Annotated in this window: 32 protein-coding genes and 1 pseudogene; 10 read left to right on the plus strand and 23 right to left on the minus strand. The window is 55.5% G+C overall.

Going from position 1 to position 22248, the window contains the following annotated elements:
• The first annotated feature begins 292 nt into the window (after positions 1-292).
• Positions 293-700, plus strand: a complete 408-nt coding sequence (locus ACFQT0_RS27205; RefSeq protein ID WP_380206361.1) for a DUF6577 family protein — start codon at positions 293-295, stop codon at positions 698-700.
• A 12-nt stretch (positions 701-712) separates the two neighbouring features.
• On the opposite strand, the gene ACFQT0_RS27210 is transcribed toward ACFQT0_RS27205, so the two are convergent.
• Complete coding sequence (locus ACFQT0_RS27210) at positions 713-1429, minus strand: TVP38/TMEM64 family protein (protein ID WP_380206362.1); 717 nt, start codon at positions 1427-1429, stop codon at positions 713-715.
• A 159-nt stretch (positions 1430-1588) separates the two neighbouring features.
• Here ACFQT0_RS27210 and ACFQT0_RS27215 point away from each other — a divergent pair, with 159 nt between their 5' ends.
• From ACFQT0_RS27215 to ACFQT0_RS27235, 5 genes are all read left to right on the plus strand, one after another.
• Positions 1589-2023, plus strand: a complete 435-nt coding sequence (locus ACFQT0_RS27215; RefSeq protein ID WP_380206363.1) for a DUF2141 domain-containing protein — start codon at positions 1589-1591, stop codon at positions 2021-2023.
• 368 nt (positions 2024-2391) lie between these two features.
• Positions 2392-2991, plus strand: coding sequence for a hypothetical protein (locus tag ACFQT0_RS27220; protein ID WP_380206364.1), 600 nt, complete (start codon positions 2392-2394; stop codon positions 2989-2991).
• A gap of 25 nt (positions 2992-3016) precedes the next feature.
• Complete coding sequence (locus tag ACFQT0_RS27225) at positions 3017-3442, plus strand: hypothetical protein (RefSeq protein ID WP_380206365.1); 426 nt, start codon at positions 3017-3019, stop codon at positions 3440-3442.
• Positions 3443-3614: 172 nt separating this feature from the next.
• Positions 3615-4646, plus strand: a complete 1032-nt coding sequence (locus ACFQT0_RS27230; protein WP_380206366.1) for a PIN domain-containing protein — start codon at positions 3615-3617, stop codon at positions 4644-4646.
• Positions 4576-5142, plus strand: a complete 567-nt coding sequence (locus ACFQT0_RS27235) for a hypothetical protein (protein ID WP_380206367.1) — start codon at positions 4576-4578, stop codon at positions 5140-5142. The genes ACFQT0_RS27230 and ACFQT0_RS27235 overlap by 71 nt, the downstream gene beginning before the upstream one ends.
• A 413-nt stretch (positions 5143-5555) precedes the next feature.
• Here the strand turns inward: ACFQT0_RS27235 and ACFQT0_RS27240 are convergent, their stop codons facing one another.
• Entirely contained in the window at positions 5556-5825 is a 270-nt protein-coding gene (locus tag ACFQT0_RS27240; RefSeq protein WP_380206368.1) for a hypothetical protein, read from the minus strand.
• Between the two features lie 275 nt (positions 5826-6100).
• On the opposite strand from ACFQT0_RS27240, the gene ACFQT0_RS27245 reads away from it, so the two are divergent.
• Together ACFQT0_RS27245 and ACFQT0_RS27250 are read left to right on the plus strand one after the other, a co-directional pair.
• A complete protein-coding gene (locus ACFQT0_RS27245; protein ID WP_380206369.1) occupies positions 6101-6478 on the plus strand; it encodes an ASCH domain-containing protein in 378 nt (125 codons plus the stop codon).
• A 70-nt stretch (positions 6479-6548) separates the two neighbouring features.
• A complete protein-coding gene (locus tag ACFQT0_RS27250) occupies positions 6549-7355 on the plus strand; it encodes an HNH endonuclease (RefSeq protein WP_380206370.1) in 807 nt (268 codons plus the stop codon).
• Between the two features lie 20 nt (positions 7356-7375).
• Here the strand turns inward: ACFQT0_RS27250 and ACFQT0_RS27255 are convergent, their stop codons facing one another.
• The 8 genes from ACFQT0_RS27255 to ACFQT0_RS27290 form a co-directional block, all read right to left on the minus strand.
• Positions 7376-8092, minus strand: coding sequence for a hypothetical protein (locus ACFQT0_RS27255; protein ID WP_380206371.1), 717 nt, complete (start codon positions 8090-8092; stop codon positions 7376-7378).
• Between the two features lie 583 nt (positions 8093-8675).
• Positions 8676-10553 (minus strand): class I SAM-dependent DNA methyltransferase, encoded by a 1878-nt coding sequence (locus ACFQT0_RS27260; protein WP_380206372.1) that lies wholly within the window; start codon positions 10551-10553, stop codon positions 8676-8678.
• On the minus strand, positions 10493-10756 hold the full coding sequence (locus ACFQT0_RS27265; protein ID WP_380206441.1) for a DNA methyltransferase: 264 nt from the start codon (positions 10754-10756) through the stop codon (positions 10493-10495). The genes ACFQT0_RS27260 and ACFQT0_RS27265 overlap by 61 nt, the downstream gene beginning before the upstream one ends.
• A 23-nt stretch (positions 10757-10779) precedes the next feature.
• The gene (locus tag ACFQT0_RS27270; RefSeq protein ID WP_380206373.1) at positions 10780-10980 is read right to left on the minus strand and encodes a hypothetical protein; all 201 of its coding nucleotides are present in this window, start codon (positions 10978-10980) and stop codon (positions 10780-10782) included.
• Positions 10981-11053: 73 nt separating this feature from the next.
• Entirely contained in the window at positions 11054-12016 is a 963-nt protein-coding gene (locus ACFQT0_RS27275; RefSeq protein ID WP_380206374.1) for a type IIL restriction-modification enzyme MmeI, read from the minus strand.
• Positions 12017-12504: 488 nt separating this feature from the next.
• Positions 12505-12873: a T9SS type A sorting domain-containing protein gene (locus ACFQT0_RS27280; RefSeq protein WP_380206375.1), complete on the minus strand. Its 369-nt coding sequence runs from the start codon at positions 12871-12873 to the stop codon at positions 12505-12507.
• Positions 12870-13493, minus strand: coding sequence for a hypothetical protein (locus ACFQT0_RS27285; RefSeq protein WP_380206376.1), 624 nt, complete (start codon positions 13491-13493; stop codon positions 12870-12872). Before ACFQT0_RS27285 ends, ACFQT0_RS27280 begins: the two co-directional genes overlap by 4 nt.
• Positions 13494-13541: 48 nt before the next feature.
• Positions 13542-13901 (minus strand): hypothetical protein, encoded by a 360-nt coding sequence (locus ACFQT0_RS27290; protein WP_380206377.1) that lies wholly within the window; start codon positions 13899-13901, stop codon positions 13542-13544.
• Positions 13902-13911: 10 nt separating this feature from the next.
• On the opposite strand from ACFQT0_RS27290, the gene ACFQT0_RS27295 reads away from it, so the two are divergent.
• Complete coding sequence (locus tag ACFQT0_RS27295; RefSeq protein WP_380206378.1) at positions 13912-14292, plus strand: DUF6370 family protein; 381 nt, start codon at positions 13912-13914, stop codon at positions 14290-14292.
• A gap of 86 nt (positions 14293-14378) precedes the next feature.
• Here ACFQT0_RS27295 and ACFQT0_RS27300 read toward each other — a convergent pair whose 3' ends face one another.
• The 9 genes from ACFQT0_RS27300 to ACFQT0_RS27340 form a co-directional block, all read right to left on the minus strand.
• Positions 14379-14639, minus strand: coding sequence for a hypothetical protein (locus tag ACFQT0_RS27300; RefSeq protein ID WP_380206379.1), 261 nt, complete (start codon positions 14637-14639; stop codon positions 14379-14381).
• Positions 14636-15181 carry a Fic family protein gene (locus ACFQT0_RS27305; protein WP_380206380.1) on the minus strand — a complete coding sequence of 182 codons (546 nt, stop codon included), beginning with the start codon at positions 15179-15181 and terminating at the stop codon, positions 14636-14638. Before ACFQT0_RS27305 ends, ACFQT0_RS27300 begins: the two co-directional genes overlap by 4 nt.
• Positions 15178-15477: a hypothetical protein gene (locus ACFQT0_RS27310; RefSeq protein ID WP_380206381.1), complete on the minus strand. Its 300-nt coding sequence runs from the start codon at positions 15475-15477 to the stop codon at positions 15178-15180. Before ACFQT0_RS27310 ends, ACFQT0_RS27305 begins: the two co-directional genes overlap by 4 nt.
• 140 nt (positions 15478-15617) lie before the next feature.
• Positions 15618-15857: an antitoxin VbhA family protein gene (locus ACFQT0_RS27315; RefSeq protein ID WP_380206382.1), complete on the minus strand. Its 240-nt coding sequence runs from the start codon at positions 15855-15857 to the stop codon at positions 15618-15620.
• Between the two features lie 74 nt (positions 15858-15931).
• Positions 15932-16231 (minus strand): hypothetical protein, encoded by a 300-nt coding sequence (locus ACFQT0_RS27320; protein ID WP_380206383.1) that lies wholly within the window; start codon positions 16229-16231, stop codon positions 15932-15934.
• 215 nt (positions 16232-16446) lie between these two features.
• Complete coding sequence (locus ACFQT0_RS27325; protein ID WP_380206384.1) at positions 16447-16776, minus strand: hypothetical protein; 330 nt, start codon at positions 16774-16776, stop codon at positions 16447-16449.
• Between the two features lie 78 nt (positions 16777-16854).
• Positions 16855-17202, minus strand: coding sequence for a hypothetical protein (locus ACFQT0_RS27330; RefSeq protein WP_380206385.1), 348 nt, complete (start codon positions 17200-17202; stop codon positions 16855-16857).
• A gap of 31 nt (positions 17203-17233) precedes the next feature.
• Positions 17234-17527, minus strand: coding sequence for a hypothetical protein (locus ACFQT0_RS27335; protein ID WP_380206386.1), 294 nt, complete (start codon positions 17525-17527; stop codon positions 17234-17236).
• A 35-nt stretch (positions 17528-17562) separates the two neighbouring features.
• A complete protein-coding gene (locus ACFQT0_RS27340; protein WP_380206387.1) occupies positions 17563-17892 on the minus strand; it encodes a hypothetical protein in 330 nt (109 codons plus the stop codon).
• A gap of 1270 nt (positions 17893-19162) precedes the next feature.
• On the opposite strand from ACFQT0_RS27340, the gene ACFQT0_RS27345 reads away from it, so the two are divergent.
• Positions 19163-20098: a replication initiation protein gene (locus tag ACFQT0_RS27345; RefSeq protein WP_380206388.1), complete on the plus strand. Its 936-nt coding sequence runs from the start codon at positions 19163-19165 to the stop codon at positions 20096-20098.
• A gap of 456 nt (positions 20099-20554) precedes the next feature.
• Here ACFQT0_RS27345 and ACFQT0_RS27350 read toward each other — a convergent pair whose 3' ends face one another.
• From ACFQT0_RS27350 to ACFQT0_RS27365, 4 genes and pseudogenes are all read right to left on the minus strand, one after another.
• Entirely contained in the window at positions 20555-20680 is a 126-nt protein-coding gene (locus ACFQT0_RS27350; protein WP_380206389.1) for a hypothetical protein, read from the minus strand.
• A 106-nt stretch (positions 20681-20786) separates the two neighbouring features.
• Positions 20787-21515: an ArdC family protein gene (locus tag ACFQT0_RS27355; RefSeq protein WP_380206390.1), complete on the minus strand. Its 729-nt coding sequence runs from the start codon at positions 21513-21515 to the stop codon at positions 20787-20789.
• Positions 21516-21558: 43 nt separating this feature from the next.
• A pseudogene (locus ACFQT0_RS27360) lies at positions 21559-21792 on the minus strand (ArdC-like ssDNA-binding domain-containing protein); the annotation flags it as partial.
• Complete coding sequence (locus ACFQT0_RS27365; protein ID WP_380206391.1) at positions 21728-22003, minus strand: hypothetical protein; 276 nt, start codon at positions 22001-22003, stop codon at positions 21728-21730. The gene ACFQT0_RS27365 and the pseudogene ACFQT0_RS27360, both read right to left, overlap by 65 nt.
• Between the last annotated feature and the right edge of the window lie 245 nt (positions 22004-22248).

The raw sequence follows: 22248 nt of genomic DNA on the forward strand, positions 1-22248 counted from the left end.
CGGGTGCTGCGGGCGTGGCCCCAGTTGCGCGGCTACTTCCGCGGCCGTAGCCAAATAACCGAAGTAGAACTGCTGGCCTTTTTTGCCACAGCCATCCCGGATGTAACGGCCGCCGTGTGGCCGGCAGTCCGGCAGGGGCTAGTGCGTAGCCAGCTGCTGCACGAGGTTGCGCCCGGGCACTTAGCCTTCGACGCGGCCCCGGTTCCGGGGCGTTTAAGCCGGAGCTGGCACCGGCTTGGCTGGACGTGTGGCACCGTTTACAGGCCGGCCTGGCCCTGCCTCTGGGCTGCCTGTGGTCCACCCGCTGGCTGGCTCCTTCCTGCCGGGCCTGCCGCCATTGCTGGTTGTGGAAGTAAGCTGGGCCGAGCGTAGCTGGGCCGAGCGGCTGCTGGCCGCGCCGGCCGATTCAGTTCCGCGGGAAAACATGCCGGACCCGGTCGTCGTGCGGGCCAGTCAATCCGCGGCGCTCCTGCGGCGGGTCCGGGGCATTCCCGTAGCACGCCTGGAAAAGGTGCTGGTCGACGCCAGTCAGCTGCCGGAACTGGCCCCGGCTACCACGGATGCAGCCCTCACCGCGGCCGCCAACGCCCTGCAAGCCCACCACGGCCTTAATTGGCCTCTGCTGCTGCAGTACGCTGCTCGCCGGGAGGCCCAAGCCCGGTGGGAAACGCTGTTTGCGCAGGCCGCGAGCCGCGGCTAGGCCATCTTTTAATTACTGCGGAGCGGCCGAGCGGCGCAGGGCCCTTTGCAGCGCGCGGTTGAACAGGTAGTACAAGCCATACAGGGAAATGACTACCAGCGCGAAGAGCAGCACTTTGCCGGCGGTGCCGGTATCGGGGTTGCGCAGCAGGGCGGCTGCGTCCTGCGCTTTCGAGCCCAGCCCGTAGAAAAACAGGCTGCGCGGCAGCATGCCCAGCACTGAGGCCGCCAGAAACCGCTGGCGCTCCACCCGCAGCACGGCCAGCACAAAGGTCATCAGGGCAAAGGGCAGCACCGGGGAAATGCGGGTGAGCACAATCAGCTGCCAGCTGTCGTGCCGGAGCTCCTTCATCACGGCGTCGGCCTTGGGGAAGTGGCTCAAAAACGCCGTCATCTTCCCATGGTCTAACGCTGAGGCCACCTGGAAGCCAATGAGCGCGGCCAGCGCGTAGGCAGCCACCATGCCCGGCAGGCCCGCCCAGCCAAAGTAGAAGCCCGTGACCAGCGCCACGAACGTGGTGGGCGTGAGGGCAAAAGCCATGGTCAAGGCCGTGAGGGTAAAATACAGCAGGGCCGGCCCTAGGCTCAGGTCGGTCAGCAGACTCTGGTTGCGGTAGAGCATATAAGTAGCCGACGAACTGCCCAGCAGCGGCAGGGCCACGAGCAGCACCATGGACACCATGGTCGAGGCGTTCTTTTGAAGAAAGGTCTTTAGCAGGGATGGAATCATACAGCAGGTTTACTGGAGCAGCCCGGAGCCAAGTGGGCAAAGGCGAACAAAAGGGGAAAAGAGAGGAGCACTGGCAGAAACTAATGCGGCACGGAAGGTGTAAGAGGGGCTTGTAAGCCGCCTGCTATCAGGGGCTTGTCCACCCCTTAAGTTGCTGCTATGACCTTGTTCCCGTTCGCCTGGCTCGCTGCCGCCAACCTGCTGCCCGTTAGTGCCCCGGCACCGGCGGCGGCTACCACCACCGTCACCGTGGTCGTGACCAAACTGCCGTCGAATAAGGCCACGCTGAAGCTCTACTTCTACAACGTGAAGGCTAATTTCCTGGTCCGCAACCAGTACACGCTGCTCAAGCACATCAAGCCCGGGGGCAGCACCAAGGTTGTGTATCCCATTCAGCTGCCACCCGGCGAGTGGGCCATTGCCGCCACTCAGGACACGAACGAGAACGACCTGGTAGACCGCAACATGCTGGGCATTCCCACCGAACCCTTTGCCTTGTCCAACGTCGGTCACCCGCGCTTTAAGGTCCCGACCTTTGAGGACTGTATGTTTAAAGTCACCGGGCCGACCACGGTGACCATTGCCATGAAATAGGCAGGGCGCCAATACAGAAACAATCAAGTTCTGAAATCAAAAAGGCAGCTCTCAACGAGCTGCCTTTTTTCGTTAGTAGGGCAACTAATACGCTTACCGAAACGGTGGCTTTTTTCTTTGCCTGATAGGCATCGCCGGGGAAAGCTTACACATCCTGCCATTCCTAGCAGAAGGTGTGATAAGGAAGAGTTATAATATCTAACCAGAATTTCGGCGGTGATGCGAATAAGTTATGATAATACCCATTTATCATAACTTATATTTGACGGATAAAAAGGCGAGCTTTGCGGACGTCTCGACACCTATTATATAAGGTATCGGTCCACAATCCGATTCAGCTCGCTCCACCGACCCCTCAATTACATTCCATGAGCGAAGACCTTTCTCTCGTCGCCTCGTCCAACACCCACCAATCGGTCAGCGGGCAGCTGGGCCGGGCCTCCGCCAAAGTCGCGGGCTTTCTGGAAGCCGGCCTGCAAGGCGCCGCCAATACGGAACGGGCCTACACGTCGGACCTGAAAAGCTACGTGGCCTTTTGTGAGCAGCAGGGCTTCGTGGCCGTGCCGGCCGACGTGGATACACTTACCGAGTACGTGGCGCACCTGGCCTCCGAGAAACCCGAACCAGTAGCTGAGGTCGGTCGAAAAAAGAAGGGCCAGCAACCGCTCACCGGGCCGCACGCGCTGGCCACCATTCGGCGCCACCTCGCCGCCATCCGCAAAGCCCATCAACTCGCCGGCCACCGCATGCCCGCGACGCTCGAAGCCCTCAACATCGTCATGGAAGGCATTGCCCGCACACTGGGCAAGCGGCAGGACCAGGCACAGGCATTCACCGTCGAGGAGTTGAAGCAGGCGATTCGCCGCATCGACCTGGAAACAACGGCGGGTCTGCGGGACCGGGCCCTGCTGCTGCTCGGCTTCGCGGGGGCCTTTCGCCGTTCCGAGCCTGGTAGACCTCAACATTGACCAGCTGGAATTCACGGAGCGGGCCTTGCTGGTGCATCTGGCCAAAAGCAAAACCAACCAGTACGGGGCCGTGGAGGACAAAGCCATTTTCTACGCGCCCAACGCGGATTTTTGCCCCGTGCGCTGCCTGCGGGCCTGGCTCAACCTACTGGACCGTACGACGGGGCCGCTGTTCGTGAAGATTCCGCGGGCGGCTCCGGGGCAAATGGCCGTTCCATCGGAGAAACGGCTTTCCGACATCTCCATCAACAAACTGGTGCAAAAGCGCCTTGGGCCAGCCTACTCGGCCCACTCGCTAAGGGTATCCTTTGTGACGGTGGCCGTACTCAACGGGCAATCCCACAAGGCCATTAAGAACCAGACCAAGCAAAAAACGGATGCCATGATTGAGCGCTACACGCAACTCAACAACGTGGTTTCATATAATGCGGCCCAGGCCCTCGGGCTGTAGCGGCAGAGCACTGCCTCGTCACGGTGCAAATCCGCCTATGAGGCGCCCTAATTTATAAACGAACACTCTTGATACGTAATGGCGCTATTGACATCATGCGAATGTTCGTTTACTTGTGCAGAATAGCGCATAGCTTTGGGCGCCGCTTCTTTACCCACATATAAATAAACTTATGCGCGTCCTGCTCGACACTAACATCGTTATCCACCGGGAAACAAGCGCTATCGTAAAAGATGATATTGGCCATTTGTTTAAATGGCTTGACGACCTGAAGTATGTCAAGTGTATTCACCCTGATACACTAGAGGAAATAAGGCGACACAAAGACCCTAGGGTAGTTAGAACTATGGCGGTCAAGCTGTCAAGCTACCACGTGTTGAAGACGATAGCACCTGTTGGGCCAGAAGTAACCGCGTTGAGCGCCAAATACGATAAAACTGCTAATGATTTTACTGATACCACCATTCTGAATGAGGTATTCACTGGCCGGGTCGATTCGTTGATTACGGAAGACCGCAACATCCATCGGAAAGCAAAAGAGCTGGGATGCAGTGAAAGAGTTTTTACTATCGATTCTTTTCTAGAGAAAGTAACTGCCGAGAACCCCGGGCTGACTGATTATAAGGTGTTGTCGGTTAAGAAAGAACTATTTGGCAACATTAAGCTGGCTGACCCATTCTTCGATAGCTTTCGGGAAGACTATCCCGGTTTCGACAAGTGGTTTAATAAGAAGGCAGATGAACTGGCCTACATCTGCTCGGTAGGCACTGACATTGTAGCCTTCCTTTACCTAAAGCAAGAAGGGCCGGACGAATACTACGGCGACATCACTCCGCCAATGGGTCGAGCCAAACGGTTGAAAATCGGCACCTTTAAGGTGGTGCAAAACGGCTTTAAGATTGGAGAGCGTTTTCTAAAAATCATCTTCGACAACGCCTTGCGGTTTGGCGTAGGAGAGATTTACGTTACCATTTTTGACAAGACGCTGGAGCAGAAGCGCCTGATAGGGCTATTGCAGGAGTGGGGCTTCAATTATCACGGTAAGAAGGCCACGGCCACCGGCGACGAGCTAGTGTACATTCGAGACTTTCATCCGACGGTGGATAGGACCAACCCCAAGCTCACCTACCCTTATGTATCTGCCGATGCCAACGTCTTCCTCGTACCCATCTATCCAGCCTATCACACCGAGCCTGCTGCCTGATTCTATCCTCAATAACGAATCCAAGGCAGACTTTGTAGACCCTGAGCCGCACCGCAATGCCATTAGCAAGGTTTATATCTCGCGCTCGTTTGAGCGCAGCATGAAGCCCGGCGATCTTATCGTGTTCTACCGCACTGGTGGATACTACGCGGGCGTGGTTACGACTATTGGCGTAGTAGAAAACGTTGAGTTGAGCATCGCCGACGAGAAGAAATTTATAGACTTGTGCCGTAAGCGCAGTGTATTTGACGATACAGAGTTAGCAACGCATTGGAATTACAAGCGCAACCGGCCATTCATCGTCAATTTCCTATCGGCGTACTCTTTCCCGAAGCGGCCCAACTTGGCTAAACTGATTGAGTTGGGAGTAATTGCGGACACTCGTTCAGTGCCCCAAGGCTTTGCTCGCCTGAGCAAAGATGACTTGGACAAGATTCTAACGGCTAGCGACTCAGACCGGAGATTTCTGGTAACTAAATCGGTGGAGGCTATATGAGCATCAACCCAAATCCAGCTAAGACAATAGCTGTCTGGTATGAGTCGAATCAGGGAGGCGTTCAGAAGAGCAACATTGAACTTCATTTCAATCTCTGGAAGCTGCCCAACGGCAATAACTATCTGCGTTTTCTGGATATCGGTATCATGATACCCCACCCAGCCGAGGTACGACAGCTATGTCTCTACTTTCCCTATGAAGTGTCAACTGACTGTTTTGAGGACATTGTCGGGAAGTTTATCACCGACTCAAACCTCGTCAGCGCGATATTCAATGAGAACTATACTGTAGCCTCTGAACCCAGTTCGAAGTCGCGTCTTATTAAGAAGGGTGACCAAGAGGTATGCGACATCTACGAAACCGGCCCGCAGAACGTGCAACGACAAAGCCTATTCGGTGGCACTGTCTTTAAACTAAATTTTCAGCAACGCGGCCGGCCCGTTTATCTGCGTTTTCGAGTGAGTGGCGGCTACCCAGCCTCGCTCAGTATCATCCAGAAAGCGACTAATGCCGTTGTGCAGAGCGCCTTCTCTCAGACGGAAATGATTGATTTTAGGGTAAATGAGGCTCGCGATCTGAATCAAGATTTGCGAGAGGAGATGCTCCGGCAATCCAGCTTTACGCTGGCGAAGGTGCATTTTTTCTTTGTTTGCTCCTACGGGGAAGACATTGTGGGGGCGCACGAGCAATACGCTAAGTGCCGCAATCTAGAGAACTACCGATGGAAAAGCTACGTGGGCAACGACAAGCTGAATCATCAGATTTATCTCGCATACCAATGGACGAAAGAGAAGCGCGACGACTTCGGTGTCCTGATAAGAACTAAGTTTGAGCGAAACAACCGCCGCGTTTTAGCGACCTATCTTGGAGTATTGTTACTTATTACGGTGCTTTTCAGCGTAATAAGCTCCTACGCCTTCGAGTTTATTCCAAGCTCTTTAAAACCTCATTCACAGCCATGCGTGTCCTCCTCTCCATCAAGCCCGAGTTTGCCTCAAAAATTTTCGACGGCACCAAAAGGTACGAGTTTAGACGGTCAATCTTCAAAAACGCCAACATCAAGAGCATCGTCGTCTATGCCTCCTCGCCTACCCAGAAGGTCATCGGAGAATTTGAGATAGAGCGCATAATCAACACCGATTTAGTAGCTCTATGGCACGAGACAAAGGAATTTTCTGGTATCACTGAGGATTATTTTATGAAATATTTTATAGGGAAAGAAGAAGGTTTTGCTATCAAAATTAAGAAAGTTAAGAAGTATAAGGAGCCAATGTGTATTAGAGCAGATTTTCAGGCTACTCCCCTCAGTCTTTTATTTATATTGACTAGACTCTGATAAAGCTAATGAACAAAACAGGCTCCAATTAATTTGGAGCCTGTTTTGTTTCACCTTTTCTAATCATAATATGAACTGCTTATTTTGCAAACAGAAAAGTGACAAATCTCAGAGTATCGAGCATATTATTCCTGAAAGCTTAGGTAACAAAAACCACATTTTGCTCAAGTGTTTTGTTTGCGACAAGTGCAATCAATATTTTGCAATCAAAGTAGAGAAGCCATTACTTGAGCAGCCTTATTTCACGCATCTTCGGAATCGGTCTAGAATTGAAAATAAGAAACGGAATGTACCAACTGTCGATGTCATGGCGGTCGGGTTGAGGCCTATGAAAGCAGAGCTATCATTCGACAAAAAAGAAGGATTTAGTACTACTATTCCTGACGACACTGATGCGAATGATTTTTTTGCTGGTTCAGTTCGCAAGCTGATTATTCCAGTTCTTGATTCACCCAACGAGAATAACCTGATACTGTCAAAGTTCCTCGCAAAAATTGCGATTGAAGCTATTATATACAGGGTTTTGGATGACCAAATACTAGTTGGAGAACTGTGGAATCATCCCGGGTTAGATGGGTTAAAACAATATGCTAGGTATGGACAGGGTATAAGATTCTGGCCTTATCACCAAAGAAGGATTTACCCAGAAGGGGCTGTTTTCAAAGAACACGCATTGGAAGCGACTCCTTTTGAGATATTGCATGAATTCACTTTTTTAAGCACTAATGAATCAAATCTTTACTTCATCGTCTGCATAATGGGAATTGAGTATGCAATAAACGTAAATACCCCAGAAACCAGCACTTATTCAAACTGGTTAGATGTAAATAACAATAGGTCAGCACTTGACAACACCAACGAAGTAAGCCTGTACTAATCTAGTTAAATGTTTTAACACTATGTTGTAGCAGTACTGCACAGAAATTCCAAGATACCACTAATGTGCTTCTTCTTTTCTACCAACTCATTAGAAACATCCTGGCCACATGTGAGACATAAATGGTCTTCCCAAATTACTGTTCCTAAACAATTATCTAAGGGACAAGAAATTCTTGTTACTTCATTGTCATTTGTGCAATTTATGCATCGTATAAGCTTAGCATTCTCCTTCTCAGGAAAAAGAAATGCCCACTTATAATCATATCTTTTTAAAAGAACTCTATCCTCCGGCAAGCAAAAAGGACAGAAATAGCTTCGTGCTTTTGTGTTTACTGAGAAATGCTTGGAAAAAGAAGATTTTCCAACTCTTTTCCACGTGTAAATTAGTTTTTCTACAAATACAACTGTCTCTAATTCACTTTGGTCCATTTCTCTATTGAATGGATGCTCTAAATAGTAATTTCTTAAATTATCCCACCACGAATCCTTGCCCTCAAAGAATGTATATGTATCAAGTATATTCACTAATAAAACGCTCGGACTTATTTTACTTCTAGAAATACCATGCACTATTTGATTTCTAAGCTTTCGAATGTATTCGATATGTTTACCTATTTCATCATCGTACTTACTTTTAGCAGTAGCAAAAAAGACGTAAACTAATGATTCGGAGCCAATTGAATAAAATTCATCAAACTTTTTATCGTCATGGCCAGGCAGCACTGGCCACTCCACCTTTTACTTTCAATGAGCAAATAGGGGTGGTGAAACAAATACTAGATTTCATATACGCTTCAATCGCTTGATGTATAAGAACTACTGACGCATTTAGCTTATCCTGTAAATAGTCCCACACTACCCCTTCATCGATTTTTTTGCATGATTGCCAATTACTTTATCCGTTTCGAAAATTATATCAAAAGCCTGGGTTAAACAGCTATTTGCTAGCGCCTTGTAGTCGTGAACTGTAGGTAAGTGGGTTATCATAAATGCCCTGTGTTTGCTACGTACAAAATAATCAGTCGGCACACAAATACCTCGTTAGTAGTTGAGGCGTTCGCATAAACTAAGACTATCCTTTCTTCAAGTTGAAGCTCCTCTTCAATTAGGGCAACTTAACGAAGTAGGATAAGTTATTTTAATGCGAAAATGACCCACCAAAATAGCCCCGAGTGAAACGCTACTGGTGGGCATCCAAGGCCAATAGTCGCACGAAGCGGCTTTTTGGTCACGCTGGCACCCATGTCCACGTCGAATAAACGCCTCATGGCTCATGGTGAAATGTGGTCTTCCATAGTAATCTGGTAGTGCGATGGGGTTAAGCAGCGTAAGTGTCCTCCGGTTCCAGATGGCGCACCAGCGACATCATAGCCAGCGTGTCGAGCAGGGGCTTCACCTTGTCAGCCTTGGTGCGACGGAACCGAGCCGCCACCTGAGCGCTGCTTAGTGCCTCCCCGCCGGCCTGCTGCACGATGCTGCGCACGGCAAACATCTGCTGCGCCAACTCGGCCGGCCACGGATGGGCCTCCGGGGTGGCCACAGATGCCGCTGCAATAGCGGCGGTCGGTAATTCTAACTCAGTCTGTTCACCTGGGGCCTGGTACTCAGGACGCAGGTAGCGCACGGTGCCTGCGGCCTCTTCGGTGGTCCGCTGTTGGTTGAGTTGTACCAGCCGCATCAGTATTTCCGCTTCGCTAAGTGTAGCAGGCCATCCGTAGGCCTCAGCTACAACTATATCAAGTTGTTCATGCAGACTAATCACTACACCAGCTAGCCCTTGTTCATAAGTAAGCTGTTCTTTATCCTTGAGTGTCTGGCCGCTACGTACCTTCTCAATTACGTTGTATAAGTCGGTAAGAGTGAGATTGGGGTATTGTGCCTGTTGACGTTTTCTATGTGTATCAAGAGCTTCTCCTAGCTCACGAATTCGCGTTTGCTGCTCAGTGGAGATGTCGGGAAAGGGGAATGGTTGAAAGCAGCGAGTGTTGTTGTAGCGTGGCCTATCCTCAAGTGTACTCCCCGCTGCTAAGGCCCAAACAGTATGCAATCGGCTCGAAAGGACACCCAAGAAATAGGCATCATCAAGGCCTAGAACGACAATGGTAGAGTCAGGAACAGTATTGCCCGGAATAAATGAGAATACCCGGTGCTTAGCTGTATAGGTGGACCCAATATATCTATTCAGCCCAGCTAATGCCGGGCGGAAATTTGCTCTCGGCTCCCCGAATATCCACCATTTCTGACGATAAGACGCTCTATTATTCTGGTCGCGTTCTGGCTTAACATTGTGGTATATATGATGATAAGCCTCTGGGAACCTTTCTAGCACTGCCTGCTCAGTTAGACCGAATAAGTCTATCGCGACAAGTCCTCGTGGTCTTTGAGTTAAATCACGGCCGTTGAAGTACGGCTTAATGTATTCTTCAAGCCCATCCCTAGTACCTAGACCTAGTTTGACCGCCACATGGGGCTCTACTAGAAAACCTGAACCATAAATGCCCGCACCCATATTAGATAGCCCTTCGGTCGCTTTTAGTGGTAAGGCACTTGCAATATCTGCCCCTATAGTTAGGTCAGCATTAATGATTCCTGTTGATTCAATCAACTTAACATCATGCGCATAATCATCAGCAACAGACTCGGATATCACTCGAAATAGTGAACCAGGATTTATCCCCCGGTCGCATACACTGAAGGCTACACGCACGGCTGCTCCATCAGCTGTATCTACCCAAGGATGGTCAGGAATGGCGTAAGTGAGTGAGATAGGCTTATCGGGAGTCGTTAGAAAATCCTGCACCACTCGCCGATTAAATGTCATGGTAATAGAATTGGTCGTTATAAAACCAAACCGTTCCACTTGACCACTAGCAACAAGCTGTGCTGCCCGGTACCACCAGTACATGACCAAATCAGCCGATTCTGGCACTTGGCCTGCATAGATTTTGCGCAGGCGGGTCACGTAATCATCGCCCAAAGCGCGGCGCATAGCTTTGTCGCCCACAAAAGGCGGGTTGCCAATAATGAAATCAGCCGTCGGCCACTCGGCTTGCCATGTCTTACTGTAATCAGCATTATGCCCCAATACGGCGTCCTGCTGCTTAATATTCTGGTAGTTGTCCAGCAAGGGCTCCGCTAACTGCGTGAGGCCGTGGGACCGCAAGTGCCATTGCAAGTACCCGATGCGCAGTACCACGTCGGCAATGGCCGCGGCGCGGGGTTCAACTCCAGGCCCAGCAGCTGCCGGGGGCTAACCGTGGTACCCTCGCCCAAATCCAAACGTCCGGAGCCGCCAAGTTTTGCCAGCGACGTAAGTACCTCGCCTTCCAGCCGTTTCAGGTGCTCCAGCGTCACGTACAGGAAGTTGCCAGAGCCGCAAGCTGGGTCCAGCACCTTCACCGCAGTCAGCCGCCGCAGGAACTTCAGCAGCTCCTCGCGGGCCGCGTCAACCGCCTTTTGCCCTTGCCTTCGTCCAGGCGGGTGGCGCTGGCGGCCTGCGCGGCGGCCCACTCGCGGCGGAGCGGCTCAATCACGGTGGGCAGCACCAGCCGTTCGACGTAGCGCCGGGGCGTGTAGTGCGCGCCCAAGCTGTGGCGCTCGGTCGGGTCCAGCGCCCGCTCCAACAGCGTGCCGAAAATGGCCGGCTCTACTTCCGTCCAGTTCGCAGCGGCGGCCAGTTCCAGCAGTTTTATCTGGTCAGCATTTAAGGGCAGTGCTTTCGCGTCGTGAAACAGCTGGCCGTTGAAGCGCCGGAGCTTGGTGCGCAGGCTCGGGCGAAAAACCGCCCTTGTCCATCACGGCCCACAAGCCCTGCAGCGCGTCGGGTAGGTAGCCTCGTGATTCTTCGGTTTCCGCATACGTGGCCAGCAGCCCCTTGAACGAATCGGCCGGAATCAGCTGCACGTCCTCGGCAAACATGGTAAACAGGCAGCGCATCAGGAACTGCGCCACCACGTCGGACGGGTGGCCCGCCTTTTCCAGCTGGGTGCTCAACCCGGCCAGGTAACCGGCAAGTTGGCGCGTGACCTGGGCGGCGCGGCGGCCGGGGTCAAGCTGCTGCGGGTCGGTAAACAGCAGCTGCAGCTGCTCCCGGAGTGCGAGCTTGGCCAGCGCCGGCAGGTAGAAGCGGGAGTGCGCGGCGTCGGGAAAGGGGACGTAGGTATCCCCGACACCGGCAAAGTTGCTGTACACGTCAAAGCAGTGCCCCACGTCCACCACGACCACAAACGGCGGGCGCGGCTCCGAAGCCGGCAGGGCGCGCACATAGCGCAGGGCCTGCTCCTGGGCGGCCTTCATCATCTGCTCCCATTTGGCCGTGCCGCGTACGGCGTGGCCTTTGCGGCGCTTCTCGGCCGGCAAACCCAACTGCGCCTTCTCGGCGGCGGCCTGCTCGTCGGGGGTGGTGGTCCCCTGCTTGGTTTCGAGCACGAAGCAGCCGCGCTTGTACAAGTCAATCCGGCCGGTGGTTTGCTTGCCGCCGCCGTCCTCGAACGTTACAGCCCGCTCCAGCACATACGCATCCTGGGCGGGGTTATCGGTGGTCGGGTCGGGGCGTGAAACGCCAAGTAAGTCGCAAAAATCTTGCAGAAACAGGCCGTAGTTGGCCCGCTCCGCGCCGCCTGATTTCAGCCAGCGGGTTTCAAATTCGGTATAATCCACGATGCAAAATAAGCCCTTTCGAACAAGCTGGTCCTGCTTATTTCGCTCGCAGTCTCAGTTATCACCTAGGCTCGGCAACACCGATGCAAAACAGACCTAAAAGGTCGGTTTTTAATTTTTATAATCAAGCAGTTAGCGCAACTGACTGGAATTTACGCTTGAAAAGCAATATCTTTGCCCTACAAAAAAAGTATCTGCCACATCGGCTCTGCCGGTGCTGTTTGGTTGGTACCGTAGTTTTTTCGGTCACAAGCTTCGGCTTGCTGTTTGACCGGAAGCCCACCCCGTTGAGGATGGGTATTTTTTTGCCTATCCCCTTCGCTTCACCCCTGGGCTACTTCACGGGCTTCTGCTTATAGATGGTCGGATTTACCCGCTATGCCATCGGGTTGCCGGGATAGCAAAGCGGGCGGCAGTCCCAACTAGGCACCAAGCTCTAAGCGGCCCCACTCCCATGTAGCCGGTGGGATGAGGTAACAAGCCCCTCCCTATTCCACCAGCAGCTTGCGGTAAGCGGTCCGCCCTTCATAGGTAAGCCGCACGTGGTAGAGTCCGGGCCGTAGTGCCGGCACCGCCAGCGTGTGCGGCCCCGCCGCTTGCCGCTCCCCGTTGGCTAAGCTCACCACCCGACGGCCTACCGCATCGTATACCTCCGCCCGTACCGTGCTGCCGGCTGGCAGGAAGTACGACAGCGTCGCCGTGCCCGCCGTGGGGTTCGGGAACACCGCCAACGCCAGCTCCTGCGCGCCGGGCGTCGTGGCCGTAATGAGGCGCCGCGTGTACCAGATGGGCGAGGTTACCAGGCTGTCCCCGTCCGCCTGCGCCACCACCGCGTAGTAGTAGGCCGTCGTGTTCACCCCTGCGGGTCCACGTAGCTCAGCGCCGTGGCGCCGGCTGCGGCAGTGGCCACCACCACCGGCCGCACCCCGCTGCCGGGCACCCCGCGCAGCACCCGCACCGAGCGCACCGGCTCGTTGTCGGCATCGCTCACGCTCATCGAGGCCGGCGCCTGGTCCGCGTAAATCGACCCCATGGGCTGGCTGTTGAGCGTAAACGTCACCTCCGCGTTCCAGTCGTCCGACGCGTAAAAGTGCCGCTGCCGCAGCGCATCCATCACATCGGCCTTGGTCAACGCGGGCGCCAGCACCACCAGCCGGGCCGGCGTGGTGCGCATAAAGGTGGTGTTGTGGTTGTCGTGGTCCAGCGTGACGCCGACGAGGTAGCCTTTGGCCAGCAGCGTCTGGAAGTAGGGTGTGTAGCTGCCCCGCGACGGATTGCTGTAGGTGGTGTTGGTCGACGAGGAAGGCCCCGAGCGCAGCACCGTGCCCACGATGGCCGAATCCGCCCGAAGGTTAAAGGCCGTGCCGGCCAGGTTGCCGTAGTCGGTCCGGTTGGGGTGGGCCAGGGTAGCAAACGCGCCCGGCCGCCGGTTGATTTCGCGGAACAAGGCTTGGTAGTCGTTGCGGGGCGTGAGCACGTCGTAGTTGCCCGGCTCCCAGCCCAGCAGCCTGGTTCACGCCGTACATCACCACGTGGCCCCCGCCGGAGATGAAGCCCCACTCCATGCCGTACAGGGCCACAAAGCTGGCCGTTGTCGCCAAGTCGGCCTGCTGCAGGCCCGCGCGAAGTTGGGCAGGCTCATGCCCGCCTGGCTGTGGTTGTGCTCCGAAATGCCCAGAAAGTCCGAATGCAGCGAGGCCGCCGCGTACTGGAAATCCTGCAGCGGCGTCGTGGCCAGCCCGTCCTGGTTGCCGTCCGAGTAGCTGCTGTGCGCGTGAATGTTCCCCCGGAACGGCAGCAGCGTGCCCACCGGCGGCACCGGCACCGTGTAAGTAGTATTCCGAACAATTTGAAGGACGACGTTGTAATTTGAATTGCTATCCACTTCTTGCCTTATGAAACGATTGTACTTGCTGCTTCTTGGGGGCCTTACGGCGGTGGGGTCGGCGCAGGCGCAAACCGCGCCGGGCGCGCCTAAAGTCACGAATGCTTCGGCCGTACCCGCTGACACGATGCTGGTCGAGGCCGCCTGCGGGCAGTGCCGGCTCGGGCTCCCCAGCAAGGGCTGCGACCTGGCCGTGCGGGTGGCGGGCCGGGCCTATTTCGTGTCGGGTACGGGCATTGACTCGCACGGCGATGCGCACGCCAAAGACGGCTTCTGCAATGCCATCCGCCAAGCGCGGGTACAGGGCAAAGTGGTGGACAACAAGTTCAACGCAACCTATTTTCAACTTCAGCCCGGGCCCACCGCGGCTGCCCCCAAGCCTAAGCCCTGAGTGAGCATTGCCTCCTAAAAGGTCTGCCGCTTATTCAGAAAGTGGCAAACGCGACTTTTGAACCAGACTGCTAACTGGGGCTAAGCCTATAGCTTGGGGCCCCGGCGCTTAGGCGCGGGAGCATGCTGCTTAACCGTTGCCACCGTCTTCGCTTGGGCCTGGCTTTGAGCCTGAACCGGATGCTCCAACTTCACCAACTGCTGCACGCTCTGCGCCAAGGCCACTGCGTGCAGCACCAGCGGCGCTTCCTGGTTGAGCACCGGGTGCTTGGAAACTTCCAGGGCCGCTTGCTGAATGCGGCCGCCTTGTTCGGTTGCCGTTGCCTGACCGTTCAATACTTGGCTCATTTGCTGCAGGAGTTGGTTGCCGCGGGTGGTGTCGCCCCGGTCAATGTCCCGCAAGGCTCCCCGATGACGTAAGCGCTGGCCTGCAGGACTCGCTGGGCTTCCATGCGCTGCATGTCGGGCGTGGGCGCCGTCAGGGGCCGGGCTAGGCTGGGGTCGCGCAGCTTTTCAGCTTCCGGGCCGGGCAGGGGCTTAATAGCCGTGCGCAGCAGCAAAGCCAGCGGTTCTAAGTTCTTCTCCGGCTGCAGCGGACCGTAAGGCCGGATGATGGCCAAGTCACGCACGTTGTTGAGCTGCGCGGCCGCGGCTGGCTTCAACTCGACTTGGTACCCGGCCTGCCGGCCCAGCACGGCCAGCACGCACTGGATGGTGCGGCCGTTGCCCTCACGGAAAGCGTGGGCATGGTTGTACTGGTCGAAGTAGTAAGCGGCCCGCTCGGCGAACTGGGCCGGGCTCAGGCCACGTAAGGTATTCTCCTGCTGGAGTTGGGCCCCAATGGCATCCAGCCGCTGGTCAAGCTGGGCGTAGGGCGCGTACCGCATCATGTCGCCCCGGGGTTGAGCACGTAGGCCGGCTTCTGACCCTGAAACGGACCGTCGGGACCGTGGGCGCGAGTCTGCCCGGCCCAGTCGTACACGTCCTGGAAAAGCTCCCGGTGAATCTGCTTGAGGTGCGCGGCGTTGAACTGGCCTGGTATTTCCAGGGTGCCGGCCAACACCTGGCCCATGATAGGAATCGAGTAGTCGCCCTCCAGCTCGCGGAGCTCCTCGGGGTTGGTGATGCCCAGCCGGTTGTAGATAATCTGGTCCCGGGGATTGAAGAAACCGTCCTGAATGGCCACAAGCTGAAGGTAGAGGGGTAAAAACAACCCGTCCGGCTTAGGTCCGGACGGGTTTATCGGTACCCAGCGGGTGCTAGGTCAGAAAATCCTGCTCGGGCTGCATCTCGGCGCGGCGTGGCGTTACGGCCGGGCTACTACCCTCAGGTGAAGCCGCCGCAGCCCTGGCAGCCGCAGCCACGCGGGGCGCATCCTGGCGCCGCAGGCTCGTCGGTGATGCCTTGCAGGGTCAGCTCCCCCGCCACGTAGCGGGCGTAAAGGGCTTCGGCCCGGGGGCCGGGCACGGCCCCTTGGGCAGCGCTCCAGGCCCGGGCATTGTCGATAAGTTCCTGGCGCTGGGCGGGCGTTTGTTCCCGCTCGGAGTACGTGATAGGCTCTTCCATATAATGGTCAATTAAGCGCTTTAGTACACGGTAATAAACGTTTTTACGGGGCAAAAGACTCCCCAGAACGGGCCCTATTCCGCCGCCGTGAGAAACTGCAGTTGCATTTGAAACGTGGCCAGCGCCTCGGCATCCGGCAGCAGGAAGCACGGGGTCTTGCTGCCCAGCGGGTAATGCAGCAGCTCAGTAGGCACGGCCAGCGTGCTGAGCAAGCGCTGCACCAAGCGCGGCTCCTCGCGCTTGAGCTTGCCGTTCTTCAGGTTGATGACGTTGGTGTAGGTGAGCTGGTGCGTCTCACAAAAGGGTTTCAGCCCGCCACTGCCCAGCATCTTCAGCCGCCCCTGAGCGTAGCTCAGGGCCTCGGGGTAGGACACGGTCAGACTCAAGTTTGGAAAAGGTAACGGGGCCACTTCCGGGCATTCGGCAACTTCCATACGGTTCACGTTTAATCATCCGGGGGCGCTACTCCGCCGGTTTGGACACTACGAAACTACTAGGCCCGGGCACGCCCGGGGCGAAAAAGGACGAGTGGTAAAAAGTTGGTGATGAAATGCACCACGCCCACGCGAACGGGCTGGCGCCACTGGGCCTAATGCTGCTTGGGTCGGCCCAGGCGCGGGGTGGGAACAACCACCGGGTGCCGCATCTGGTAGTAGGCCAGCTCAAATACAGTAGGCAGGTCCAGCTTGGCCAGCTCGGCCAGGCGTTGCAGTTCCTCCAGGGTGGCGGTTTCGGGCTTCTGCATGCGCAGGGCCAGGGTGCGCGGCACGACTTTCCAGGCCTCCGACACTTCCTTGCGGGTGCCCAGCGAGTGAATCAGCTCCGCCAGCGAGCGGCAGGCCACGGGCACTTTGGGCAGCTGCTCGCGCTCCAGGGGCAGCACCTGGATGGTAAGCGGCGCGGGTTTAGAAGTTTTCATGCCGTAAAAGAAAGAAGCTAAATTGGCATCTTTACGGCTTAGCGCAATTAAGGTCAAAATAGACTCGGCCTGATAACCCTACCCGGGCCCGTCATGGGCAGGCTGGAACGGCGAAGACGCCGAATTATCCCGGTAAGCCGTCGTTAGCTGGTCAGCAATGATGGCCAAGCGGGTGGGGCTACCGTGGCGCAGCACCCAGATGTGCGAGCTGCCGCATCCTACTTGATAGGCACTGCCTAGTATTTCCTGCACGGCGGGTGCCAACTCGCGCAGGTCGACCTGGTGGGTGTGCTCCTGCACGTGCCGGCGCAGCTGTTCCAGGCTCGCCGCTTCGGCCTCATCCGCCGGCAGCAGCTCAATAGCCAGATAAGCCTGCTGGTGAGCATCCGGTAGGGTAGCGTAAGCACTGGGGCGGGTTGTCATCATTGCAATCGGGATTAATGACAAAAGGGAAGAATTAAGCCAGCAGTAGGGAAAACTGGCCTCCCTGCTCCTCGCAGGTGCGCCGCAGCCACTCGTGGGCCACGGGCCGGACGGCGCGCACCAACTGGGCGAGCACGTCGAAATCGGCGGGGGTGCTGACGTCCAGCCCCAGGCGCGGGGCCACTTCGCAGGTCAGGCCCTCGGAGTCGAGGCTCTTGCCCAGCTGCTGCATCAGAGCTTCCACGTCGGTAATGGCGGCAATCACCTGGGCGCGGAACCGGTTCCAGTCCCGGTCGCGGATGGTGGGGGCTTCGCTGGCTTTCATCATTGTCAAGCTTAGAGGTGGGTATCGTAACCCGTAACCTACGTAAACAGGGCGGGCAAATCATCTCCGTACACCATTTCGAACGTCTGCGCGTGGGTAATAACGGGCACCCAGTCGACGAGCTGCTGGTGGTAGAATTCCACCTTGTAAGTGTCGCTGGGCATGAGCGTAATCTTCAGGCGGTTCACCTGCGCTTGGTTGCGGCGCAGATTCAGGCGCAGCCAGGGATTTGGGTTGTTGGCCGTCCGTCCGGCTGCCATGAGCTCATTGGCCCCGGTCATGGCCAGGAACCGGCGCCCACCCAACTGCAGCAAGATGGTGTAGGCTTCTTCGACAATCTCGGGGCTGTTGTTGGGAATGGTATTCATGGCTAATCAGGGGCTTTTAAGGTCACTGCGTATAGTTGTTAAACGTAAAAAGGTGCATTATTGTTGCTTACATAGCTTATTTATTTATGCTTATTTAGCCCAATAAATCACGTTTGACGTGGCAATTTTCCCCTCTGGTTCCCGCTTATAAAAGGTGGTTTTTCACGTCAGCCTATTCTTTCCCGGGCAGGCTTGGTCGAGACCATGTTCTAAGTGGTTTGGAATTGAACCAGTTCAATTCCAGTTGGCTGCCGGTTGCTTCACCTAGTGGGCCAGTGGTGAAAGGATAGCTTTCAATTAGCGAAAGGATAGTTTTTGTAAGTCAACTCCTGGGCTGCGGAATTTGGTTACTCCACTGGGGGAGGCCCTGTTTCAGCAGTGATAATCACGGAGTTCACTAGTTAAATCGCTATTTCCAGCTAATTGAGGCGGTTTTTAGGGCGATTATCATAGCGCCTAAGAGTACCCGAAAGGATAGAAATGGTAAGTCAAATTTGGGTTGTGGAACCTTGCCGTGCCCCTGATTCTAAAGAATAGTGGTCTGAGGGGCTGCAAACGCTTACCATTTCTATCCTTTCAGCGAAGTCCGGGTGCTTTGGCTTACCATTTCTATCCTTTCGCGCAGCCAGGGACCGGGTTGGCCAAGCAATCTCTATCCTTTCGCTAACCCGTTGCCAGCCATTTACCAGTTCTGCTGGCCGGCATGTAAAGTAGCTGAAGTTTCTATTGACGCTGGAGTAGCAGAAGAATCAGGAAAAACAGCTTAGTCATAGTCCCAAGGGCATTTTTATACTATCTTTATAGCTGCTATAATCAGCCAAGAAGGCCTCATAAGTAATTAATAGTATAATTTTTTCTTGAAATAGTACAATCCCATTTTGTGCTAGTATATGCTCACTTTTTTGTTGTTTCCTTGCCTCGCCCTCCCCGTTTTGTACCCCCTAAAAGCCTTTTGAAATCCGGACATCAACAAATTTGTGAGTTTTTTTATTTGTCAAGTATTTACTCTATTTGCAGGGCTCGCAAGCTATTGACTTTCTGATTTTTATACCCTGCCAAGGATAGGTTTGGTAAGCGAAAGGATAGGTTTGGTAAGTACAAAGGATAGGTTTGGTAAGCGAAAGGATAGGGATGGTACGCCAAAGGATAGCTTTGGTAAGTCGTAGGGATAGAGATGGTAAGCAAAAGGATAGAGCGGTAAGGAAGCCTTCCTTTTAACTGGTGCAAGTTGCATATATTTGGCCTTAGAAGCCACTTGTCCTAAGTCCCTATGAGCGTCCCGGCCACTTCTGAAACCTCCTTCCTGGAAATCCGGCAGCACAATGCCATCACCACAGCCCGCTACGAGATGAGCGCCTGCGAGATGGACATTGTCTTCTCGCTCCTCTCAGTGCTACGCAAGGAAGACAAGGCCGGCACCATCTACCGCATCCGGGTCAAAGAGCTGGAGCAACTCACGGGCCGGGTCTGGAACTACCAGCGCCTGCTGGAGGCCACCTCTAACCTGCGCAGTCGCGAGTACCACATCGAGGACAACAAGCACGTGCTGCAGGTGGGCCTGCTGGCTTCGGCGCTCTACATCAAGGGCGAGGGCATCATCGAGCTGGAAATCTCCGAGCGCATGCGGCGCTACCTGATTGACTTGAAGAACAACTTCACGTCCTACCGCCTGCAGTCCGTGTTCAGCCTGTCGAGCAAGTACGCCAAGCGCATCTACCAGATTGCCTCGCAGTGGAAGGACATTGGCGAGACGAAGACCTTCACCCTGGACGAGTTCAAGATTATGCTCTCGCTCAAGGACCCCAAGGGCCACGAGCCGGAGCAGTACGAGAAGATTTCCGCCCTGCAGAAGTACGTGCTCGACGTGGCCGCCACCCAAATCAACGAGCACACCGACCTGCGCATCAACTACGAGCTCATCAAGAAAGGGCGCTCCTTTCACAGCATCCGCTTTTTTGTCAATGGCCAGGTGCCCCAGCAGCTGCCCATTCCCTTCGAGGATGGCGCCGAGGAGGAAAAGCAGCGCCGGGCCCTGCAGAACCTGGAAGAGCTCGAAATCCGGGACCCCAAGCTCATCAGCCAGATTCTGGGCGATGCCAAGAAGCTGAATGCGTTGTTCTCGTTCACCTACAAGCACAAAACTGGTAAGGTGAAGGCCGATAAGAACCCGGGCGGGCTGTTTTTGAAGATGGTGGGCTTGCGCTAAGCATCGCGAATAGTAAACAAAAGGGAAGAAGGTAACAAGTCAAATAGGCCTTTCGGCTGGCTTAGTCGCGTTGCTCATCCAAGGGGTTTTCCGGGTACTCGCAACCGTCCTGGTTTTCGACTTCCTCCTCTTCCAGTAGTGGGTAGTCTGGTATCCAGTCATCGGCGGGGCTGACCGCTGGCGCGTTACCCCCGGACTCGGCTACACTTGACTGGAGACCATCCTCCAGGTTGAGTGGCGCGGCCCGAGCGGGCTCCAGCTCCCGGCCAAAAAGGTGCCCCAACGATACGTCTGGACTTTGCCGGCGAAACCAGGCCGGAATTTCCGTAAACTCACAGAGCACTCCCAAAAAACCGTCGGCGTGAAAGTAAGCCCGCACCACGGCCGGGCCGAAGCTATTCAGGTAAACTCGTATGCCGGCGCCAATAGCGGGGACCTCCTGGGTACCTGACCACTCTAGGCCAGCCGGCAGGCCGGCGCGGGAAGGGAACCCAATCCACGGGGGCACTGCTGCGGGTCGCCGGCCCACTCCACGGGGCTGATTTCAGGTTGTCGGGCGGCGGGAGTTGGTATAATCATCATGGCGGAGGATTGCTGAAAGCGGTGGTAATGAGTGAGTGTTTTCCTTTTGTTGGCGCTCTACCGGAGCCCGTCCGAAATACTCCGACCGGGCCGGTAGGCCCCTCCCCTACTCCGGGGTTTCACTCACGGGCTCGACCTCTTCGACTGCGTAGCTGGGCACGATGCCTAGAATGTAATTAGATGCTTTCTGGGCCTGGCTGGCGGCGGATATAATCAGTCGCTTGTCGTTGCGCAGGGCCTGCAGCCAGTTGGCCAGGTAGCCGGCGGTGCTGGGCTCGGTCCGGGCTAAATCCAACCCGGCGGCATTGCTCAGGAAAGCGGCGCCTAACTCGGCCACCAATTCCTCCTTGGCGTAGGTTTCGGAGCCAAATGAGGCCTTCTCCGTGAGTGTAGGCCGGTCCAGCCGCTTGGCGTGGCCAGTGGAGTGAGCCAGCTCGTGGAAGAGGGTCGCATAAAAGTCCTCCGGCGTATGGAAGTTGCTGGCTTCGGGCACGGTTACCGTGTCCGTGCTGGTGCGGTAGTGGGGCTCGCTACCCGTGTAGTTCACGCGTGGCCCGTCGACGTAGCCGGATAGTATCTGCTCGGCCGCCTGCTGGGGCGTGTGCTCGCGCTGGGGCAGTTCGGGCAACTGCCAGTCTACCCCTTCAATCTGAGAAATGTTGAAGACGGTGGAGTACTGCAGGATGGCCACCTTCTTTTCTTTGCCCAGGGCGTCCACTTTCTTGCTCACTTTGAAGAACACCACGGGCATGCCCTTTTCCCCTTTGCGGACGCACCCTCCCAACTCGCGGGCTTGGTTGAAGGTCAGGTAATAGGGCTGCTCGTGCTGGAGCATGCCCAGCAAAAGGCGTTGATGCCCTGGTACACGTGCTTGCTGCGGTAGTTGCGGGGGCACCGTGGGCCGCGTTCCAGCTCTGTTTCCAAGGGGTGACGCCGTTTTCCAAGGCCAGAATAATACGGTTGGTGATGATGTCGTACACGTCAGCGCGGGGGTGGTTGAAGGTGCAGCTTTCATAACGAGAGGGGGTAAAGGGTGAGCAAAGCGGGTTAGTAGGCGTAATCGGGGTGCGCGGGGGACCGGGCTGCTCGGCTTCCCGGGCCAGGCTCGGCATCTTCCCACGCTTCGCACTCTTTGAAGGCAAGCAACTTCCAGCGCAGCAGTTGAGCAGCGTCGGTACTGGCGGTGAGCAGTGCTTCGGCTTGCTGCCGGCGCTCGGGGGTGAAGGCGGGGTGATTCAGTACTTGCCGCAGGTTGCGGCGGGCCGAGGAAACCAATAGCAGCGCGGCGGGTGAAAGTGCGGCGAACGAGGGCGTGAATTCCATAAGTAACCGACTGCTTTTATGGGCGTTGCTTATACCTATTAAACGTAAAACGCTCCTTTATTGTTGCTTTTTTAGCGTAATTATTTATGCTTGTTTAGCTTATTTTTAGCATGTCAGTTGCTTTTTCCCTTTTGTTCTCCTTCCCCTCAACTATAGTCGGTATCCCTAGCGAAACGTAGCGACAAGCTGACCTTTGACAAAGGCAAGCGGCACGGAAAGCCCCTAACGGTCAATTACAATCAATG

Source organism: Hymenobacter humi, from assembly GCF_042665855.1.
Lineage (GTDB): Bacteria > Bacteroidota > Bacteroidia > Cytophagales > Hymenobacteraceae > Hymenobacter > Hymenobacter humi.

Coding starts and splice junctions, on each gene's coding strand:
- ACFQT0_RS27345 (WP_380206388.1), top strand. CDS start 19,163: ATGAGCGTCCCGGCCACTTCTGAAACCTCCTTCCTGGAAATCCGGCAG.
- ACFQT0_RS27230 (WP_380206366.1), top strand. CDS start 3,615: ATGCGCGTCCTGCTCGACACTAACATCGTTATCCACCGGGAAACAAGC.
- ACFQT0_RS27300 (WP_380206379.1), bottom strand. CDS start 14,639: ATGAGCCAAGTATTGAACGGTCAGGCAACGGCAACCGAACAAGGCGGC.
- ACFQT0_RS27355 (WP_380206390.1), bottom strand. CDS start 21,515: ATGCTCCAGCACGAGCAGCCCTATTACCTGACCTTCAACCAAGCCCGC.
- ACFQT0_RS27365 (WP_380206391.1), bottom strand. CDS start 22,003: ATGGAATTCACGCCCTCGTTCGCCGCACTTTCACCCGCCGCGCTGCTA.
- ACFQT0_RS27250 (WP_380206370.1), top strand. CDS start 6,549: ATGAACTGCTTATTTTGCAAACAGAAAAGTGACAAATCTCAGAGTATC.
- ACFQT0_RS27210 (WP_380206362.1), bottom strand. CDS start 1,429: ATGATTCCATCCCTGCTAAAGACCTTTCTTCAAAAGAACGCCTCGACC.
- ACFQT0_RS27325 (WP_380206384.1), bottom strand. CDS start 16,776: ATGAAAACTTCTAAACCCGCGCCGCTTACCATCCAGGTGCTGCCCCTG.
- ACFQT0_RS27335 (WP_380206386.1), bottom strand. CDS start 17,527: ATGATGAAAGCCAGCGAAGCCCCCACCATCCGCGACCGGGACTGGAAC.
- ACFQT0_RS27235 (WP_380206367.1), top strand. CDS start 4,576: ATGTATCTGCCGATGCCAACGTCTTCCTCGTACCCATCTATCCAGCCT.
- ACFQT0_RS27340 (WP_380206387.1), bottom strand. CDS start 17,892: ATGAATACCATTCCCAACAACAGCCCCGAGATTGTCGAAGAAGCCTAC.
- ACFQT0_RS27305 (WP_380206380.1), bottom strand. CDS start 15,181: ATGATGCGGTACGCGCCCTACGCCCAGCTTGACCAGCGGCTGGATGCC.
- ACFQT0_RS27330 (WP_380206385.1), bottom strand. CDS start 17,202: ATGATGACAACCCGCCCCAGTGCTTACGCTACCCTACCGGATGCTCAC.
- ACFQT0_RS27215 (WP_380206363.1), top strand. CDS start 1,589: ATGACCTTGTTCCCGTTCGCCTGGCTCGCTGCCGCCAACCTGCTGCCC.
- ACFQT0_RS27295 (WP_380206378.1), top strand. CDS start 13,912: ATGAAACGATTGTACTTGCTGCTTCTTGGGGGCCTTACGGCGGTGGGG.
- ACFQT0_RS27315 (WP_380206382.1), bottom strand. CDS start 15,857: ATGGAAGAGCCTATCACGTACTCCGAGCGGGAACAAACGCCCGCCCAG.
- ACFQT0_RS27245 (WP_380206369.1), top strand. CDS start 6,101: ATGCGTGTCCTCCTCTCCATCAAGCCCGAGTTTGCCTCAAAAATTTTC.
- ACFQT0_RS27350 (WP_380206389.1), bottom strand. CDS start 20,680: ATGATGATTATACCAACTCCCGCCGCCCGACAACCTGAAATCAGCCCC.
- ACFQT0_RS27220 (WP_380206364.1), top strand. CDS start 2,392: ATGAGCGAAGACCTTTCTCTCGTCGCCTCGTCCAACACCCACCAATCG.